Origin of the sequence: Levilactobacillus yonginensis (genome assembly GCF_003946265.1) — a bacterium.
Lineage (GTDB): Bacteria > Bacillota > Bacilli > Lactobacillales > Lactobacillaceae > Levilactobacillus > Levilactobacillus yonginensis.
On sequence record NZ_RHNO01000003.1, the window covers coordinates 140,712 to 157,840 of the forward strand.

The 17,129-nt window shown below is 47.8% G+C and carries 14 protein-coding genes; 7 read left to right on the top strand and 7 right to left on the bottom strand.

Annotation, left to right across the window (positions count from 1 at the left end):
- Positions 1 to 131: 131 nt before the first annotated feature.
- Together EKM87_RS02815 and EKM87_RS02820 are read left to right on the top strand one after the other, a co-directional pair.
- Positions 132 to 653, top strand: a complete 522-nt coding sequence (locus tag EKM87_RS02815) for a DUF1440 domain-containing protein (RefSeq protein WP_125681631.1) — start codon at positions 132 to 134, stop codon at positions 651 to 653.
- A gap of 21 nt (positions 654 to 674) precedes the next feature.
- Positions 675 to 1,991 carry an MFS transporter gene (locus EKM87_RS02820; RefSeq protein WP_125681633.1) on the top strand — a complete coding sequence of 439 codons (1,317 nt, stop codon included), beginning with the start codon at positions 675 to 677 and terminating at the stop codon, positions 1,989 to 1,991.
- A 593-nt stretch (positions 1,992 to 2,584) separates the two neighbouring features.
- Here EKM87_RS02820 and EKM87_RS02825 read toward each other — a convergent pair.
- Positions 2,585 to 3,130, bottom strand: a complete 546-nt coding sequence (locus EKM87_RS02825; RefSeq protein ID WP_125681634.1) for a MarR family winged helix-turn-helix transcriptional regulator — start codon at positions 3,128 to 3,130, stop codon at positions 2,585 to 2,587.
- 250 nt (positions 3,131 to 3,380) lie between these two features.
- Between EKM87_RS02825 and EKM87_RS02830 the strand changes: the two genes are divergently transcribed.
- The 3 genes from EKM87_RS02830 (at position 3,381) to EKM87_RS02840 (ending at position 6,097) form a co-directional block, all read left to right on the top strand.
- A complete protein-coding gene (locus tag EKM87_RS02830; RefSeq protein ID WP_125681636.1) occupies positions 3,381 to 3,623 on the top strand; it encodes a hypothetical protein in 243 nt (80 codons plus the stop codon).
- A gap of 369 nt (positions 3,624 to 3,992) precedes the next feature.
- On the top strand, positions 3,993 to 4,793 hold the full coding sequence (locus EKM87_RS02835) for a Cof-type HAD-IIB family hydrolase (RefSeq protein ID WP_225428384.1): 801 nt from the start codon (positions 3,993 to 3,995) through the stop codon (positions 4,791 to 4,793).
- Between the two features lie 227 nt (positions 4,794 to 5,020).
- Positions 5,021 to 6,097 (top strand): hypothetical protein, encoded by a 1,077-nt coding sequence (locus EKM87_RS02840; protein WP_125681640.1) that lies wholly within the window; start codon positions 5,021 to 5,023, stop codon positions 6,095 to 6,097.
- 142 nt (positions 6,098 to 6,239) lie between these two features.
- On the opposite strand, the gene EKM87_RS02845 is transcribed toward EKM87_RS02840, so the two are convergent.
- From EKM87_RS02845 to EKM87_RS02855, 3 genes are all read right to left on the bottom strand, one after another.
- Positions 6,240 to 7,652 (bottom strand): DUF4097 family beta strand repeat-containing protein, encoded by a 1,413-nt coding sequence (locus EKM87_RS02845; RefSeq protein WP_125681642.1) that lies wholly within the window; start codon positions 7,650 to 7,652, stop codon positions 6,240 to 6,242.
- A gap of 1 nt (position 7,653) precedes the next feature.
- Positions 7,654 to 8,004, bottom strand: coding sequence for a PadR family transcriptional regulator (locus tag EKM87_RS02850; protein WP_125681643.1), 351 nt, complete (start codon positions 8,002 to 8,004; stop codon positions 7,654 to 7,656).
- Between the two features lie 632 nt (positions 8,005 to 8,636).
- Positions 8,637 to 9,029, bottom strand: a complete 393-nt coding sequence (locus EKM87_RS02855) for a cytidine deaminase (RefSeq protein WP_125681645.1) — start codon at positions 9,027 to 9,029, stop codon at positions 8,637 to 8,639.
- A gap of 199 nt (positions 9,030 to 9,228) precedes the next feature.
- Between EKM87_RS02855 and lepB the strand changes: the two genes are divergently transcribed.
- Positions 9,229 to 9,813: a signal peptidase I gene (gene lepB / locus EKM87_RS02860; RefSeq protein ID WP_125681647.1), complete on the top strand. Its 585-nt coding sequence runs from the start codon at positions 9,229 to 9,231 to the stop codon at positions 9,811 to 9,813.
- A gap of 100 nt (positions 9,814 to 9,913) precedes the next feature.
- Here lepB and EKM87_RS02865 read toward each other — a convergent pair whose 3' ends face one another.
- On the bottom strand, positions 9,914 to 12,289 hold the full coding sequence (locus EKM87_RS02865) for a VaFE repeat-containing surface-anchored protein (RefSeq protein WP_125681649.1): 2,376 nt from the start codon (positions 12,287 to 12,289) through the stop codon (positions 9,914 to 9,916).
- 495 nt (positions 12,290 to 12,784) lie between these two features.
- On the opposite strand from EKM87_RS02865, the gene EKM87_RS02870 reads away from it, so the two are divergent.
- The gene (locus EKM87_RS02870; protein WP_125681651.1) at positions 12,785 to 13,210 is read left to right on the top strand and encodes a hypothetical protein; all 426 of its coding nucleotides are present in this window, start codon (positions 12,785 to 12,787) and stop codon (positions 13,208 to 13,210) included.
- A 113-nt stretch (positions 13,211 to 13,323) separates the two neighbouring features.
- Here EKM87_RS02870 and EKM87_RS02875 read toward each other — a convergent pair whose 3' ends face one another.
- Positions 13,324 to 15,018 carry an oleate hydratase gene (locus tag EKM87_RS02875; RefSeq protein WP_125681653.1) on the bottom strand — a complete coding sequence of 565 codons (1,695 nt, stop codon included), beginning with the start codon at positions 15,016 to 15,018 and terminating at the stop codon, positions 13,324 to 13,326.
- A gap of 831 nt (positions 15,019 to 15,849) precedes the next feature.
- The gene (locus EKM87_RS02880; RefSeq protein WP_125681655.1) at positions 15,850 to 16,602 is read right to left on the bottom strand and encodes a hypothetical protein; all 753 of its coding nucleotides are present in this window, start codon (positions 16,600 to 16,602) and stop codon (positions 15,850 to 15,852) included.
- Between the last annotated feature and the right edge of the window lie 527 nt (positions 16,603 to 17,129).

Genomic DNA, 17,129 nt, shown 5'->3' on the forward strand with positions numbered 1-17,129 from the left:
TCACTCACAATCCACCATATCACAACAAAAAATAGAATGCGCGTGTGCCGTTCTACAAGCTAATTTCCACCGCAAAATATCTAATAAGTTTATACTTTAATTGTACTTATCCATTGAAGGAGGAATCTTTTATGTCCTTATTTAAACGTCATCCCTTAAATCTCACTGCCGCCGTAATTGCCGGCGGGGCCGCCGGGGTTATCTCCGGCCTGGTCAAACTCGGCTGGGAAAACGTCCTGCCACCCCGCACGGAAGAACGCGATGCTACCAACCCACCCCAAACATTGCTAGAACAATTTGGCGTGCCCAAGACTGTGACCCACGCAACCTATCACTACTCTGGGCACGAACTACCCTGGGTCAGCTATGTGATTCACTTCGGCTTCTCCACAACCTTTGCTGTCCTCTACCAAATCATCGGTGAGAAGATTCCAGCCGTGAAGAAGGACGCCGGTACCTGGTTCGGTCTGGCTATTTGGGTCGCCTTTCACTTAGGCATCATGCCCGCCATGGGTACCGTTCCAGCTGCTAAAGACCAGCCAAAGACGGAACACGTTTCTGAAGCTCTGGGCCACATCGTCTGGATGGTCACCAACGACCTCGTTGGCGCCGAAGTCTACCAGCGATTGATTCGGCAGAGCCAGCGTAAGTAGTCGAAAGGAGGCTACGACAAGTTGAATTCACCTTGGCAAACCAAATGGCCGGAGCGTTTGAGCTACGGTCTGAGTGACGCAGCGGACAACCTGGTCTTTCAGATGATGACCACCTACCTACTGTTCTTTTACACCGACGTCTACGGCTTATCTGCCAGTGCGGCCGCTATTCTCTTCATCGTTGCCCGCTTAGCTGACGTGGTGGAAAGTCTCATTATCGGGTTAATGATCGACCGGACCCATTCAAAATGGGGCAAGAGCCGACCGTTCTTTCTCTGGTACGCTCTGCCCTACGTCCTATTTGCTGTGCTAACCTTCGTTACCCCACCGTTCAGTGGCACCGGCAAATTAGTCTGGGCTTATGTAACTTACTTAGGATTGGGCTTCTTCTATACGGCCGTCAACCTCCCGATTACGTCGATCCTTCCCACTATGACTCAGAATGAATCGGAACTGACCCTTCTGGGAGTCATCCGCCAATTTGGAGGGAGTTCCGTTCAAATTATTGTCGCGGTCTTTACGCTTCCCTTGGTTGCCTTCTTCGGTCACGGTAACCAGCAACGAGGCTTCCTGCTAACAATCGTGCTGTTCGGCCTAATTTCACTAGCACTGATTTGGAATACCTTTTTCCACGTCCGGGAACGCTTCACCAATCCGGAAGCCTCCCACCAGTCCTGGCACGCGGTCAGTACCATGTTGCGAAAAAATCAGCCTTGGCTGGTCATCTCGGTAGTCATCCTACTGTATTGGCTGACCACCGCTATCAAGAATCAAACCACCATCTACTATTTCAAATACATTCAGCACAGTGAAAACCTGGTCCCCTGGGCCAATAGTTTTACGTTTGCTGCACTGATTGGTGTATTGTTGATCATTCATTCCACCCACATCTGGGGCAAGAAGCGTACCATGCTCACGGGTATCACAGTGGCAGCAATCGGCCAAGGTATTCTAACGATTGGTGTTTTGCTAAACCACCTGGTCGTGCTGTTTACGGGAATTCTGATTAACTCCGTTGGTAACGGCATCATCATCGGTCTGGTCTCCATCATGATTGCTGACACCATCCGTTACGGTATGGCAATGGGCATCCAGGCAGAGGGCATCCTCGCTTCCACCGATGACTTTGGCGTCAACGTCGGCTTAGGCTTGGGTGGGCTGGTAACGGCCGGTCTTTTCCACTTCTCCGGCTACGTAGCCAATCACCCGCAAAACGTCGCAACCCAGCACATGATCACGTTGAACTACGCGTGGATTCCACTGATACTTTACGTTATCATGTTCAGCATCCTCTTGTTATACAATGAACGTCAGCTCGAAGCTACGATTTCTAAATAGTCTGTGAGAGTTCGCCTCCGGCTTAGATTGTGGGTTTACCGCAACTTCAACCTAGGCATTCACACCATATGTAGCTAGTATCATTTAAAATTAAACTTACAGTAAAACAGAACCTGCTGGATTTCTCAGTAGGCTCTATTTTTGTTATGGATTAGGTTGTTGATCCGTAGGCGCAGGAATTCTAACAAAAATTTCCCGGACTACAAGTCATTTTATGTAATCTAGTTTTCTTCCGTCCGATCATGAACTCCCCACACCATGACTAATAACCGAGTGATTTTTCACCATTACCATCACCGCAATTTAATGGTCACGCACAACTTAGCCGGAGGCTGCCAGGGAGGGGGACCGCCGTGTCGACGGTGTTAGATGGTGGGTTTCCACCTTACAGCATGGGATGAGCTTGGAAACACGCGACCTGGGCGTGGTTTCAAGTCGAGGAGCGAGACCGCACTTTGGCTCGCTCCGGTCTCCACAGCAGTCCCCCTCCCTGGCAGCCGCCGGCGGCTACAATCATCCAGCATAACCCAAAACAAAATAAAAACGACCACCAGGAAGAAATCTCCTACGGTCGTTCAGTATTATCAAACAGATTATTCATTGGTGTGCCCGTGACTCCGACTCTTGTTAGAGTTCCGACGCTTATCATGTAAACTGTCGAATCCAACAAAGCCAGCAGCAACGGCCCGCTCATTGGCTTGGTGGAGAACCCGGATAAAGCGTTCAGCTTCTTCCTTACCACCAAAGAATTCTAACCAACGGTGGAACCGTTCGTCGGTAGCCTCAGAGAGGTTCCGTTGAACGCGGCTCCCCGCAGCCGTCAGCGTAATGTACTTAACGCGTCGGTCATTAGGATCAACCTTTTGCATCACGTAGTTCTCCTTCAAAAGAACGTTCACTTGCCGAGCAATCGCACTCTTGGAAACGCCCTCGAGTTTAGCCAATTCAACTAAGGTTTGACCATTTTTACTCCGAGCAACGTTGTCCATCACCATAAACGCTTCAAAAGTTAAATTATACTTTTGTGTTGGAATGGACACAAAATCACCAATGTACTTGAAGATGTGCATGTACAAATCGTCAAATTCTTTTTTCAGTTGTGCTTCAGTAGTTACTGCCTCATTTGTCGTCTCTGTCATTGTCAGTCCATTACTCCTTCTCATTCAGCGCGAGGCGCTGCCATTTACCGTCCTGGAAAATGTGCACAGCTACGGGACTTCATTGTAGCCTAAAAAAACGCAGACGTCTTTGACCAGATTCCACGAAATGGATAACCCTACGTACATTTCACCGTCAAATCAAGTTATCCAATAATATTAAAAAACTGGTTTGCAAAAACGAACACTTGTTCTATAATGAAAACAACCTTTATTTTAAGGACGTGATCTCATGCACAGTGTTAGTCAGCGAATCAAAGCCATACTCCAAACGGCTTATCAAAACAATCAAATCACTACCCTAATATTTCATGACGTTACCTACACGGGAACGGTCGACTACGTTTCCGCGTCGACCGTTTACATGGGTTTAGCTGCTGGCCAATCGCAGGAAATTCCCCTCACCGAAATCAGCCATGTCAAGTTACACCAATTACAATCATGGTGGTATCTTTATGATCAAGCCCGTGAGTAACTTCCTCTAGTATCACCTCTATCAGCCAAAAAATAAACCCTTTTTTCTGAAATTGTTGGCATTTTCTTTACAATTTGAAGAAAACGCTACCTTGGTTAATCCGTTAGGTTTTTCCGTCCGACGCTGGCAACGTCATTTTAACGATAAAACCCCTTTTAAGTTAGTCCTAGTCTACCTAGAGTATAAACCCAAACGACCGGAAATATTGACCACAGTTTGAGTGAACTGGTAACAATCCGAAAGTTATATAGATTGACTGATTGATTGATCGAAATCAATTAGCGGGCAAAATAATAGACCCAACTAATTTCACGATAGCCAAAAGGTCGTGTACACTAGTAGATAAAGGAGGTCCTATTCTTGATCAAGATGATTGCTCTAGACCTAGATAACACGCTACTTGATAACCACAAAAAAATCAGTGAAGCCAACGTTGCCGCACTACAACGGCTCCATCAACAAGGCTTAAAAATTGTCCTATGTACCGGCCGACCACTTGCGGCTATCCACCCCTACATTGCCCAACTGGGCTTAACTGCGGAAACCGACTACACCATCACCTTTAATGGCGGTTTAGTCGTCCACAATGCCACGGGTGAGGTTCTCTATCAAAATGGCCTCCACAAGACGGACTTCGAACCGCTCTACCAGTACGCTTCACGCTACAGTCTCCCGCTAGATATCTTAGATTTTGATCAGGACTTCCAAATTAAAGAACTTGGCCCCTCACTTTATCACCGAGCCAAAAAGGTGGGCGTCGACTATTTTCCCGTAACGTTCAAAGAGTTACCCGATAACCTTTTTAGCACAGCATTAGTTTCGATTAAGCCAACAATGCTAGACGCCGTCAACCAACAACTACCAGAGGCCCTCTTTTCAACCTACCACGTGGTTCGTTCGCAGCCCCACATGCTAGAATTTCTCTCACCAGAAGTGGACAAAATCGTAGGCATCAAGGCTCTCCTGGCCCGTTTCAACTGGGATACCAGCAACTTGATGACTTTCGGTGACGCCGAAAACGACTTCCACATGATTCAACAAGCAGGCGAGGGGGTCGCTATGATCAATGGTCAGCTGGATGTAAAGGCCGTCGCCGATCACATTACCACCAAGGACAACAATGAATCCGGCGTGGCGGACTATCTACAAAGATATTTTGAGCTGGTTTAGTCGTAAAACCTACTTCCAAAGTAAAATCACACGAAACGGCCTGCTAGAAGTCATTGGGAAGATTACCCTTAATGATCGGTATGGACTTCTTAGACCATCCTTACAATCCCCAATTCGCACCATTGGTTATGGTATACTGAGACTCATTATTTGCAAACATTCATAACTTGATTAACTGGTGGTGACCACTATCTGGGGCATCACCTTTTACGTGAAGGAAGACTTTCATGAACGACGTCATCAACTACTTCCAGTCAATTCGGATTCGTGGTCTTGGCTGGCTTCTCTTGGCAAGCCTGTACTTATTCGCCAACCAGCCCATTCTAATCATTGTGTACATCTACTTAGCGACGGTAATGGTTCTGCGGACGTGGCTCGCGCAATTCCCCCGTCCAGCTAAAATTGGCCTGACCGTCATCTACGGCCTTCTCCTAGTTATTCAGCTGGTCTTCATTTCTGCGGTCGTCTTCCCGTTGCGAGGCCAATCGCTCATCTATTTCCCAGCCAAACTGATTGGCGTGCTCATCGTACTCTTCCCATTATGGGTCGAGCGCTTCGTAACGACCAACAACCAAACGGTCTTCTACTTACCCACGGTAGAAGAGACGGCCACGGTCAGCTTCGATGAATTACGTCAAAGTGCTGATAAACTGAGCGCGCTCATGGATAATGCCGCTGCGGCTAAAGATAAGGTCTCAGTCGACCACGTAAAAACAATTTTAGAAGACCTACCGCGTCACAGTTCCGTACACTACATCAATCACGGAACCCTCACAGATGCTTACTTTGATGCTGCTACGGCGACGTTAACCGATTCCAAACTTTACTTGGCCGTTTCCAACACGGGCAGTGCCGCCAGCGAGATGATCTCAGTGTTTACTCGTAAGCAGTTCAATCACGTGTCGCTCGCCTTCGACCGCGACTTAGAGACAATTATTAGTTATAATGGCGGCGACAACGTTTATCCACCAGGAATGAACGCCGAGACTCTGGAATTCTTCCACCAAAAGACTGGGGCTTCTGTCCTGGTATACAGCCTCCCGGTAACCACCGCTCAAAAGACGTTTGTCATTGACAAAATCGCCGAAATCAACCGTGAAGGCAGCGCCTACAACATGCTTGGATTGGTCTCTAAGCATTCTGCTAAGCCCAACATCATGTTCTGTTCACAATTTGTCTACAAGATGCTCAAATTGGCGGGAGTCGCCTACTTCGACATGAAGGATGGTGCCGTCCGGCCAACGGACTTTATCGAACAGGATTATTATAAGAAATTGAAGTTTGAATATGAACTGAAATTCTAAGGACACGAAAGACGAGCCACCAGCGCTGCATGCTGGTGACTCGTCTTTTTTAAGAAGGTTGAAAGTTTACCTGAATATACTCAGACTAGTTGCATCTAGACTGCTGCTATCTACCGACGATGCAGCTACAGGCTAGGAAGTCTTAGCTGACCCGCACGCTACCGCTAGTTGCGTAAACACTAATTGCGTGTTCTGGCTGATCACCGACCGTCCCAATCTTATGGGAGTCATCGTTTAAGCTCAGCTGTGCTTCTTGTGGTTCTCGCACGCGATCATGCTTACTCTTCAGATCCAAACGATAGTCAGTCATCAATGGCATCTGCAGGGTCACGCTGCCCCCAGCCTCAACCTTAAAATCATCAGTTAAGCCGGCCAGCTGAACGTTGACATTCCCGTTCCCAGCATGAAATGTACCGCCACCAGTAAAATTGCGGCCCTTAATGGCCCCATTATTGGCCGCAACAATGGCTTGTCCCGTGTACCCGTCCAGCTTGATAGCGCCGTTTTGTCCGTGCAAATCAACGTCACCCGTGTGATCCGCCAATTTAATTGCGCCATTACGGGAATCGACCTTCAAAGTCCCGGACGTTTCCCGCGACGTCACGCTACCATTTTTGCTTAATAGTTCCAGCTTAGCCGCATGAACTTGGTCTAGCCGAATGGCACCGTTGGTGGACTTCAGTAGGAGCTCACTCACATGGTCATCAAACGCCCGCATACTGCCATTGATAGCGTGCGCCGTAATTTTCAGTGGCGCACTGAGGTCGCTGATTTCTAGACTCCCATTACCAGCATGGACACCGACCATTGCCGCCAGGTTAGCCGGCAAAAAGATTTCTGCGCGGACGTGGTTGGGCCACAAACGGGGCCGATCTCCCTGTTTAATTGTGAGGAGATCCCCGTGCCGTTCAGCTCGCAGGTAATACCGGGCATTGTCCCGGCTCATGTACTCATTGATCACGATTTCGTCGGCATTAGCCGGGCCCAATTTAACTGCCGCATCCCGGTAGCTCAGATCCACATGTGCCAAATCCGCCACGTTAAAGGACTGTGTGTTGACCAGTCGCAGTGACTCCACAAAAGTCCGTCGTGGCCGCTCACCATTCACATAAACGTCGTCACCCTGGACATCGATCATCCCGCCGGCTACCGAAACATGGTCGCCATCAACTTTGACCAATTTACCAAAATCAACCTTATCATTTTCTCCATCTACCAGAACGTGGTGACCCCAAGTCACTTTGTCCCCGTGAATCTTCAATTTGCCAATTTTTACTTGGGAGTCGTCAACGTCACGTTCCGTGGCGTCATCAGCTGACCCATCCGCCGCATCTTCTGCCGCCACTTCTTTAAGCAAAGCATCGATGTCGCCCAGCTGTGCCATGGCTTCGTCCACGGCCAGTGCTGCAGCCTGTCCCTGATTCACTTTATCCGTGACGGCCTCGGTAAGGTCCCCCACAAGTTCTTCCTTCAATTCCGTCAACGCCCGTGAAGGCTGATACTGGCTGAATCGTTGATCCAACCGCGTGCGAATTTCCATTGTGATATCGTCCATGCTAATCCTCCTCGGGAACCGTTCCCGTAATTAAGTCATCAATAATTGGTTTGGCCACTTGCCAAGCCGCAGTATTTTTCTTCAGCAGGGCCACCCCCACTGGCGTCACGTGATAGTACTTTCGCCGAGATCCCTGAGATTCATCCCCCCAGTAATCTTCCAATGCCCCATTCTTTTCCAGCCGGCGAAAGACGGTATACAATGTAGCCTCGTTGAGTTCATAATGTCCCTGGCTTAGTAGCTTGACTCGTTTGGCGACCTGATATCCATAACTATCCCCCTGTTGCAGAATATTTAAAATAATCGTATCCGTATGGCCCCGGATGAGATCTTTGGAAATAACCTCAGCCATATTGCCACTCCCTTCCGTTTTCTCAATGGAACTAATGTATCACACACTACTATGTGTGTCAAAGTAATTTATCTAAAACAGTAAAATACCTAAAAAAGAGAGTGAGCCAAAAGGCGGTTAGTCAATAAGTATTAACGTCGATGGACGAATAATCCTGATCTTGGATTGTTTGTCCATCGGGGTTAAGCGGAGTTGACTGCCTTTCGTCGCATGCTTCAACTATATATGTTCAGAACGCAAAAAGGGTCTGAGACTTTTGTCCCAGACCACTTAGTCTAAAATTAAGTTTGCATGACTGGCTTGAGTTCTAGTGAAGCTGGATCAGCCACAAACTAAGGTCGGTGTACTGCCTAACACGTAACCCCCAATTTAGCTACCAACCACTTTAGCTACCAACCCGAGGTTTTTACACCAACGGACAATTACAACGACTAATGTAACCGCAGGCCGCCAGAAATTGGAGCCGCGGTGTCGACGGTGTTAGTTGGTGGGTTTCCAACTTACACCGTGGGACGAGTTCTAAGCCTCGGCGACTTTCCGAGGCTTAGAATCGAGGGCAAAGACCGCTTTATGGCTTTGCCCGGTCCCCACAGCGGCCCCAATTTCTGGCAGCCGAAGGCGGCTTGTAAAGTCTATTTCAGCTCAGTAAACGCCCCAGGAAGAATACCCTCAACGGTAGTCTCAGCAAAAGCGCCGGACTGATTAGTTAAGTAGACCGGTGCATCAGCATCAAAGAACTCAGCAATCACCTGCCGGCAGATACCACAAGGTGCGATGGGACCTTCCGTATTGCCAGTGACTAACAGCGCCGTAAAATGTTTCTCACCAGCAGCGATACCGGAAAAGATTGCCGTCCGTTCGGCACAGTTGGTTGCGCCGTACGATGCGTTTTCAATATTGCAGCCACCATAGACCTTGCCACTAGCCCCAACCGCCGCTGCCCCAACGTGAAAGTGGGAATACGGGGTGTAGGCTTTGTCCAACATTGCCGTAGCAACTTTCAATAATTCAACTTGTTCTGCCATGTTGATTCCTCCTCGTTATTAAACGGTTTTACTTCACTACATTGTTACACAAACGGCTTGTAAGCGCTACCGTTTCGGCCAACTTTCTACGTATTTCGTTAATTTTTCACTAAACTGGCTAAGCCTGAGACGAGCTATGCTAGAATAAACGTCATAACTACACCTCAATAAACCAAAATTCAGGGAGATAATTCGTCTAATGAAAGCCTTTCGCAGTATTCTAAGCTGGGTTTTGCCTATCTTGATTGCCCTTGTGGTCGTCTTGCTGGTACGCACCTACGTGTTTGAAGTCGTTAAGGTCTCAGGTGGTTCCATGGAGCCCAACCTGGCTGACCAAGAACGAATGGTGGTCGTCAAACCACTGAAGTTAAAACGGCTCAGCGTCATTGTCTTTGACGCCTACGGGGAAGACCCACAAGCCGCCAAAAACACCAACTACGTTAAGCGGGTCATTGGCCTACCTGGTGACAAAGTCGTCAGCAAGAACGGCTATATTTACGTGAACAACCAAGCTATCAATCAGTCCTTCATCAGCAAAGACGAGCGGACTTCGGGAACTGGTAATTGGACGCTAAGCAGTCTTGCCAAGGCGCATGACTGGAAGTATCAGGGGAATACGGTTCCCCAAAACCACTACTTCGTGCTCGGTGATCACCGGAGCATTTCCGAGGATGGCCGCGCCTGGGGTTACGTGGACTCTGACAAGGTCATGGGAATTGTGAAGGTTCCCTTCTGGCAAGGTACCACAACTCATCGGACCAACGTGAATAGTCTGGCAAGTTAAGCTAACGACAGCAATCAAAAATGGATTCAGGGCGAATAACCTTGAATCCATTTTTTAACACGCTATTTACGCATCCACGTTCTATTTTTTTACAAATCGGTTAGCTCTCACGACGCTTCACAAGTGCCCCACTGATCACTGCCGCTAAAATTAAGAGTCCCAGCATAACCAGCGAAGTGGCCTTCGCTTCATTCGTTTGAGGCAAAGCACCAGCTGAACCCGCTGAAGGGGCAGCTGCAGCATGGTGTGAAAGGGTTGTCGCTGGTGTATTCCCAGTTATGGTGTCGGCACCACCCCCGTGATTGGTAACATCAGGCGTATTAGGTGAAACACCATCGCCCTCTTCACTAGTTGGTGTCTGATCATCCGGAACGGTGACCGTCTGGCTAGCATCATTAATATCCGCGTGGGTAGCAATCTCCTTGCCATCCTGGTACAAGTTTTCAAATACAACCAGTTGCTTGCCAGCTAAGCCACTTGCATCAAAGGTAAAGTCAACATAAACGTAGCCATTAGCTGTCGTTGGCGTAAAGGTCGTCGAACCGGTGACCTCTTTACCATTGACCAACAGCGCGTTCCCCGTTTCCTTGTCCATTAAGACACCAGAAACGGTGTAAGACTTACCTGGCGTTAAATTCGTGTATTGCACCCGATCTTGTACGGTGACCGAGCTATCAGCGTCAACTGATTTGTCGCCATCACTGGCATCGGTAGCCGTCGTTTGTAGCGTTGGATTGGAAACGATAACCGTTTGACCATTATCGTTAATATCAGCGTGACTAGTTACTTGATTGCCGTTGTGATAGAGCGTTTCAAAGACCACAATGTCCTTACCACGTAGTGAACTGGCATTAAAAGTAAATTGGACATTGATGCTACCGTTGGGTGCTTCAGGGGTAAAGATGGTTGAACCAGTAACTTCTTGCCCATCAACTTTGAGCGTGTTACCAGTCATCTTATCCATCAAGACACCCTTGACCGTGTAGGTCTTACCCGGCGTCAAATTGTGGAAAGTAACACGATCAACAATGGTTGTGTCGCGGGTTGGATTGATTACCTTATCCCCATCGTTACCATCAACCGCAGTCGTCCCAATTGATGGTTTTTGCGTTAGATTAATAGCCACAGTCTGGCCGCTATCGTTGATGTCTTCATGACTAGTGACCACTTTACCATCTTGAAGTAGGCTTTCAAAAGCAACGACCTGCTTCCCATTCAGAGCGCTCGCATCAAATGTAAACGCAACATTGACTGACCCTGCGCTTGAAGTTGGTGTGAACGTCGTTGAGCCAGTAACCTGTTTGCCGTTCACTTGTAAGGCGTTACCCGTAGCTTTGTCCATTAGAGTGCCATTAACCGTGTACGCCTTGCCAACGGTGAGTCCTTTATACTGAACCTGATCGACAATCTTAGCCTCACCAGACTGGGTAATCGTTTTATTACCGTCACTAGTCGCCGTCGTCCCAATGGTTGGCTTCTCAACATCTGACTTCCAACTCATCGTGTCAGTGGCCTTTTGATCATCACTGACATACTTATCACCCACAACTAACGCCTGTTGTTGGTTCGTCGCAGGTCGATCGTACTTCGCGAAGGTGTAGGAATCGGTCCCACCATTAGCAACGACATCGACCGATCCATCAGCCGTCGTGTCTGGCACGGAAATGCTGAACTTATCACCGACCTTGACGTTAACGCCCTTGGTCGAACTAATTTCTGAACTCGTTCCGTCTGCCGTCTTAATCTGAGCACCAGTTACGTCCTTACTCAAAGTAATATCGGCTTGCCCTTGTAGATCATGCGGCGCGGTTAACTCATAATTCTGCGTGAACTGACCATTCGTATCAGTAACGCTACCATCCTTTTGCAGCTGAATATCCAGGTCTTCGTATACCCACTGTTTAAGGTTAGCCATCGCATCGTTCAACGTCGGATTTACAATATCAAAATCATCAACGTTAATCCCATCGGTTGGGACAATCTTATGAACCATCCACTGCGTTGCAATGAAGGCATCGATGTTGCTCAGGGTCGAAACACCAGCCCCTTTATATGTATCGGTACCGTGTTCAACATAACCCAACTTTAACAGGTTACTTAGTTGCTTCTTCTGGGTGGCACTCAAGTCGTCTAGCGGTGACGACGAGCCATTTGGTGTTTCTTGATCAAAGTTCAAGCAGTATGCCAGAGCACCATCAGCCGTCTTAAACTTTTGACCATTCCAATCAGCGCCATTTCTTTGGGCAAATCCCCAAATTAACCCATCACTATCATATTTCAAATAGGTCCCTTGCAGTGGCACGCCATCATTCCAGGCATTGGTCGTCGTATCAATGCCAACTGGTGAAAATGTCTTTGAACCCGCTGGTGTAACCGCATCTTGAGCGGCTGAAGCCGGTGTGGGTGTGACTAAAAACAATAGCGAAACCGCCAACAGTCCAACGAGGCTAAGAATCCCTAGTATTCTCTTTTTCATTTCTAAGACCTCCTTAAGGAAATTTTAATGTCATTTACAGTTTGATAATATTACATAACATTCAATCCTGCAATAGGTTCGTAGGGCATAATTCTAGTGGGTGTTAAACACTTTATGAATAAATTATATGACTAATCAAGTGATAAACTATGATATCAGACAATTACTGTTAAAACGTTTATAAAATCGCACCACATCGAGCTATCTGGACAGTATAAGCATCATAGTATGTTTAATTAAAATAATTTTTAAGTGGCCGTAAACTAGGGCTATTTTGCTATTTTAGCGATTGGTTTGTTTGTTCAGCTTCATAACGTCTGCCCTCACACAAACTGAATAGTGGCTAAATATTGTGACGACAGCTTCCGACCCTTTTCACAAGCACCTGATTATTTTAGAAAACGACAGCTATGCGTACCAAGCTTCTCAACCACTACTTGTGTTCTCTGCCGCTTTTTCAAATGTGCTATACTGCTGAAAAATCGAGGTGATTTGATGGTTCGCAAATACCTAACTAATTACTGCCACAGTCTCCTGCCGATTCTCAGTTACCTGCTATTCACGGCCCACACGTTGGGCTTCACCGTTAAATTAGATCACGGACCGCTCACCATCTATCTGCTAAGCTCTTGGCTTATCTGTTATCCCTTGGTGGCGGACACGTTGCAGCGACTCCGACCCGAACGATTTTTGGCTCGACGACCTGCTATTCGATTACACAACCAGGATCTCCAATTTCACGACCACGGTTCTAACTGGCGCGTCCCCCACACCAAGGTCCCCCTTCTCGCTGCCAAAGATGTCGACACACCTGCGACGATTGGGCGCTGGCTATTCCTTCAAATTGCTATTCTGGGGCTGATTTTGCTAGCGCCTGCCTTATTACTGGGAAAATTACTCTGGCGACGTGGCTATCATTAACATTACCAAAAGACGCCTAGTCTCAGCCCAACACCACTCACATGGAATGGTGTCTAAGGCTGAAACTAAGCGTCTGCTTAATTTATTGTGTTTAAACTAAACTGTCATTATTCCTAGCTAAACATCCGCCGCGTAGCTTTCAACAAGGTCCTCTTATCCTTGTCGTAACGTGGTGTATCCACTAAGTTATCCATTGAAATCCCAGCAAAGTGGTAAGCGGCAATTTCACCTGAACGAACCGCACTCTGCTCCGTGAAGATCATCTGGTAAGGCTGTTCCGCAAACTCACCAGTGAAGGCTAAGTTAGTGGAATGCGCTGGAATGACCTCTGGCCGGTCCGTCTTAGCCCGGTTGTTAAACAGTGCTGAGGCGTAGGGCATGTAAACTGGAATGTTGTTAATGATACTGTCCAAGATTTCTGGTTCCTTATCCCGAATATTGTTGGGACCAGGGTCGACCTTAGCCAGTTGTCCAATCAATTCCTGGGCCATTTCCTTCCCAGTCATCTTAATGTACTGCTTGTGGACGAACTCACCAGTCCGCCGTGGGTATAGGAAGTAGCCCCAAATGACGGATTCGTTAGGCTTTTGGGTGGTAAAGTGTGGTTGATGATGAACCACGATCGACATGTTCACGTCCTTTTGCCCCAGTGGTGTGATCGGTGTCGTGGACAGGAAGGAGTTCAACGCGTTTCCAGGAACCTGCGTCGTAATCCGGGTAATTTCGTTCAAGAGTAGGTGATTCTTGGTAGTCAACGTAAAGCTGACCCACTCGGAATTCTTACGGTCGTCGAAGAACTTGTCTGGCGTCCCCAAATTGTAGAAGCGTTCGGTGGCCTTCTTCCACAGTGCCGCACTGATCCCATATTCCATGTTCTCCCGCGCTGGGGTGTCGTAATCTCCCATGGTAGCAGAGTCCGTGATGGAACCATTGGTGAAGATAACAGCCGTGTCACCATCCACATCGACCAACTCTTCCGTATCATCGGCCACATTCTTAACGTGCAGGCCGGTCACGGTAATTTCATCCTGTAAGGCACTGTCCGCAAACTCCCAGTCAGTCACGATTCGGTTGTCCAAGAAGGTCACACCGTTATCCTTTAAGTAGTTGATCAGCGGTAACATAATACTTTCAAACTGATTATAACGGGTCCGGTTGACCCCAACTAAATGTTCAATCTGCGTAAATTCATAGATCATTTGGTGCATGTAGCGCCGCAATTCTTGCGCGGAGCTTTCAATTCTGAAGGCAAAGGTCGTTTCCCACATGTACCAGAAATTAGTTTGGAACATGTGCGGGTCATCCTTGAAGTACTCGGCAATCGTCACGTTATCGAGCTTAGTTTCCTCTTCGTCAGGCATTAAAACTAACTTGGATAGCAAGACCCGGTCCTTGTTATTCAGACCTAATTTACCGCCATCAATGATGCCTTCCCCCCCCTGCATCAACCGTGCCTTATCAAAGGTTTGGTGATGAAAATCAAAGTCGTGGGTATCTTCAGCGGCCGTCATGCCCTCTTCGGTGGCTGACGGAATCCGGTCGAGCAGGTCCATCAAATCAACGTAAGTCCGGTAGTTCAACATTCGACCACCACGGGCCACGTAACCCGTTTGGTTATCCAGCGGGTGATTCTTGTTCCAATACTCATTGTTGAACGCGCTAGTCTCACCACCGTCATTGGCTCCGTGCATGTCAGCCCCATAAAATGTAATCTGACTGCCGTTCCAATGGGCTTCTTGAATCAGGTAAACCGCTGCGGCCATATTAGATAAGCCGGCACCGATCATTACTGCTTTTGTCTTTACCATCAAAAACACCTCCGTAGATTCATAACGCCTTTTACGCCCCCATTATGCTTGCTTTGTCAGACGTTGTAAAGCGATTACTTTTCAGTATTAACCAGTTCTAAGAATCGCTAGAAATCCTTAATCCAACGGCAATTGTGATAGGTCGTGTTGTAGTTAGGTCTGAGTCAAGTTCCTAAAATAGCCGCCTCCGGCCGCCAGGGATGGCACCTGCTGTGGGGACCGCCTGCGGCCTGAGGCCCGGTCCTTCGGCTCGACTTGAAGCCCCGCCCAAGCCCAGGCGGGTCTCCAAGCTCGTCCCGTGTTGGTGGCTCGGCAACCCCACCGAGCCACCAACACTTTCACAGCCGGCACCATCCCTGACAACCTCCGGCTACGGTAGTTTTCTGGATTTAATCCGGTTTAGGCCCACGACACGACCTATCACAGTTGTCTTAGCTATCAGTTTAATCAGTAACAATTGCAGCGGCTATTAAGCACGTAACCGACATCAAACTTACTGACTACCATATCGTGATGGCAGGCTGACCAATTCCATCGAACTTCAACTGCATAACCGGCTTGCGTTTACAGTGTTGCCATTTCCCATACACAGAAGCCGCTGGTAGCTAGACTTGGATCCTGTGTATGGGGCTGGTTTCCCAAGATTAGGCCACGGGACGAGTTTGAAAACACGGTGATTTTCCGAGGTTTCAAGTCGAGACTAAAGACCGCCTTTTGGCTTTAGTCGGTCCCCCCAGCGAAACGTCTAGCTACCAGCGGCGGCAATCTACAACTAATCCCAACAAAAAAAGAAGCACGCCATCAAGCGTGCTTCTAGTTGAAACAACCACGTTAATCTGCTGCCATAAACTTACCAGCGGTCAGCAATGATGCCTTTACCCAGCCTTTGTTGGTAACGTAGAGGTACTTAACGTTCTTCTTGTTCTGTTTAATGGTAATCTTCTTAGTTGCGTAGAAGGTCTTGCTTTGTGGCAGGACGCCCTTCTTGGTCAACGTCACCTTGGCCTTGTCAGCAGCGAACTTGCCACTGAAGTAGGCCGGTGTGGTGCCCTTGAAGTGGAAAGCGGCCTTCTTGATCTTAGCAGAGCTAACCAAAGTGTAGGTTTTCCCCGCAATCTTGTCAGCAGCGGCTTTCTTAGTTGCTTTCTTACCATCAGCTGCCATAAACTTGCCTGCTGTCAATTTAGAGAGAGCGGCCCAGCCTTTGACCTTACCGTTAGCACTCTTCACGTAAGCATAGGTCACCTTCTTGGCCTTAGCCTTCTTGGTAGCCTTAGTCTTGATCACAATCTGCTTAGTGACGTTGTAAGTCTTTTCGCCAGCCAGAGTCCCCTTCTTAGCTAAGGTAACTTTCGCCTTGTCGGCAGCAAATGCGGCGCTATACAGTGCTGGTTTACCACTCTTTACGTGATAAGCGGCTTTTTTAATGTTTTTAACGCTTACCAGTGTATACGTGGTTTTTTTGGCGGCCACTTTAGCGGCCGCCATCGCAGTTGTTTCACCAGCTGCGGGAGCAATAGCCCCTAACCCTAATGGCAATACCATCGCTGCTGCAGCTGCGATCATTGCAACTTTTTTCATCATAACAATTACCCCCCAGTAGATTTCGTGGTGAATCCATCCCTGAATTCACTTGGTATATTACCACGTAACGTAATTGAGGCTCTCATCTGTTTACTCAAAATGGTCCCAAATCCTCCAAAAAATTGCGGCCACTGGTAAATTAATGGAACTAACATCTTGGGGCAAATTAATGAACCAACAAAAAAATCGCAAATCCCGGTCAATTCGGGACTTGCGACTTAGTAAACCACTTAAAAGTTAAAATAAATAACAACTTAATTAGTAATACGACTATCTGCCCGCCTTACCGGTCACAGCGGATGGGCTGGAACGGTGCCGACACAATTTTAAGCCTCAAAACCCGGAGTCTTAAAACTTGGTCTTATTCTAACTACCGGAAAACCCACCGGTACTAAGAATAACGAGGCGCCTGAGCCCATCCGCTGTGACCTCACGGCTTCAATCATCTGATATTCTTAAAAACTATTATCTAATATTTGGTTAGAAGCTAGCTGATAAAGTAGCACAGTATTTAAAAACTCATTCAC

What these genes read in the sequence shown, in the direction of transcription:
- EKM87_RS02815 (WP_125681631.1), top strand. Translation starts at nt 132, where the DNA reads ATGTCCTTATTTAAACGTCATCCCTTAAATCTCACTGCCGCCGTAATT.
- EKM87_RS02825 (WP_125681634.1), bottom strand. Translation starts at nt 3,130, where the DNA reads ATGACAGAGACGACAAATGAGGCAGTAACTACTGAAGCACAACTGAAA.
- EKM87_RS02830 (WP_125681636.1), top strand. Translation starts at nt 3,381, where the DNA reads ATGCACAGTGTTAGTCAGCGAATCAAAGCCATACTCCAAACGGCTTAT.
- EKM87_RS02835 (WP_225428384.1), top strand. Translation starts at nt 3,993, where the DNA reads ATGATTGCTCTAGACCTAGATAACACGCTACTTGATAACCACAAAAAA.
- EKM87_RS02840 (WP_125681640.1), top strand. Translation starts at nt 5,021, where the DNA reads ATGAACGACGTCATCAACTACTTCCAGTCAATTCGGATTCGTGGTCTT.
- EKM87_RS02845 (WP_125681642.1), bottom strand. Translation starts at nt 7,652, where the DNA reads ATGGACGATATCACAATGGAAATTCGCACGCGGTTGGATCAACGATTC.
- EKM87_RS02850 (WP_125681643.1), bottom strand. Translation starts at nt 8,004, where the DNA reads ATGGCTGAGGTTATTTCCAAAGATCTCATCCGGGGCCATACGGATACG.
- EKM87_RS02855 (WP_125681645.1), bottom strand. Translation starts at nt 9,029, where the DNA reads ATGGCAGAACAAGTTGAATTATTGAAAGTTGCTACGGCAATGTTGGAC.
- lepB (WP_125681647.1), top strand. Translation starts at nt 9,229, where the DNA reads ATGAAAGCCTTTCGCAGTATTCTAAGCTGGGTTTTGCCTATCTTGATT.
- EKM87_RS02865 (WP_125681649.1), bottom strand. Translation starts at nt 12,289, where the DNA reads ATGAAAAAGAGAATACTAGGGATTCTTAGCCTCGTTGGACTGTTGGCG.
- EKM87_RS02870 (WP_125681651.1), top strand. Translation starts at nt 12,785, where the DNA reads ATGGTTCGCAAATACCTAACTAATTACTGCCACAGTCTCCTGCCGATT.
- EKM87_RS02875 (WP_125681653.1), bottom strand. Translation starts at nt 15,018, where the DNA reads ATGGTAAAGACAAAAGCAGTAATGATCGGTGCCGGCTTATCTAATATG.
- EKM87_RS02880 (WP_125681655.1), bottom strand. Translation starts at nt 16,602, where the DNA reads ATGATGAAAAAAGTTGCAATGATCGCAGCTGCAGCAGCGATGGTATTG.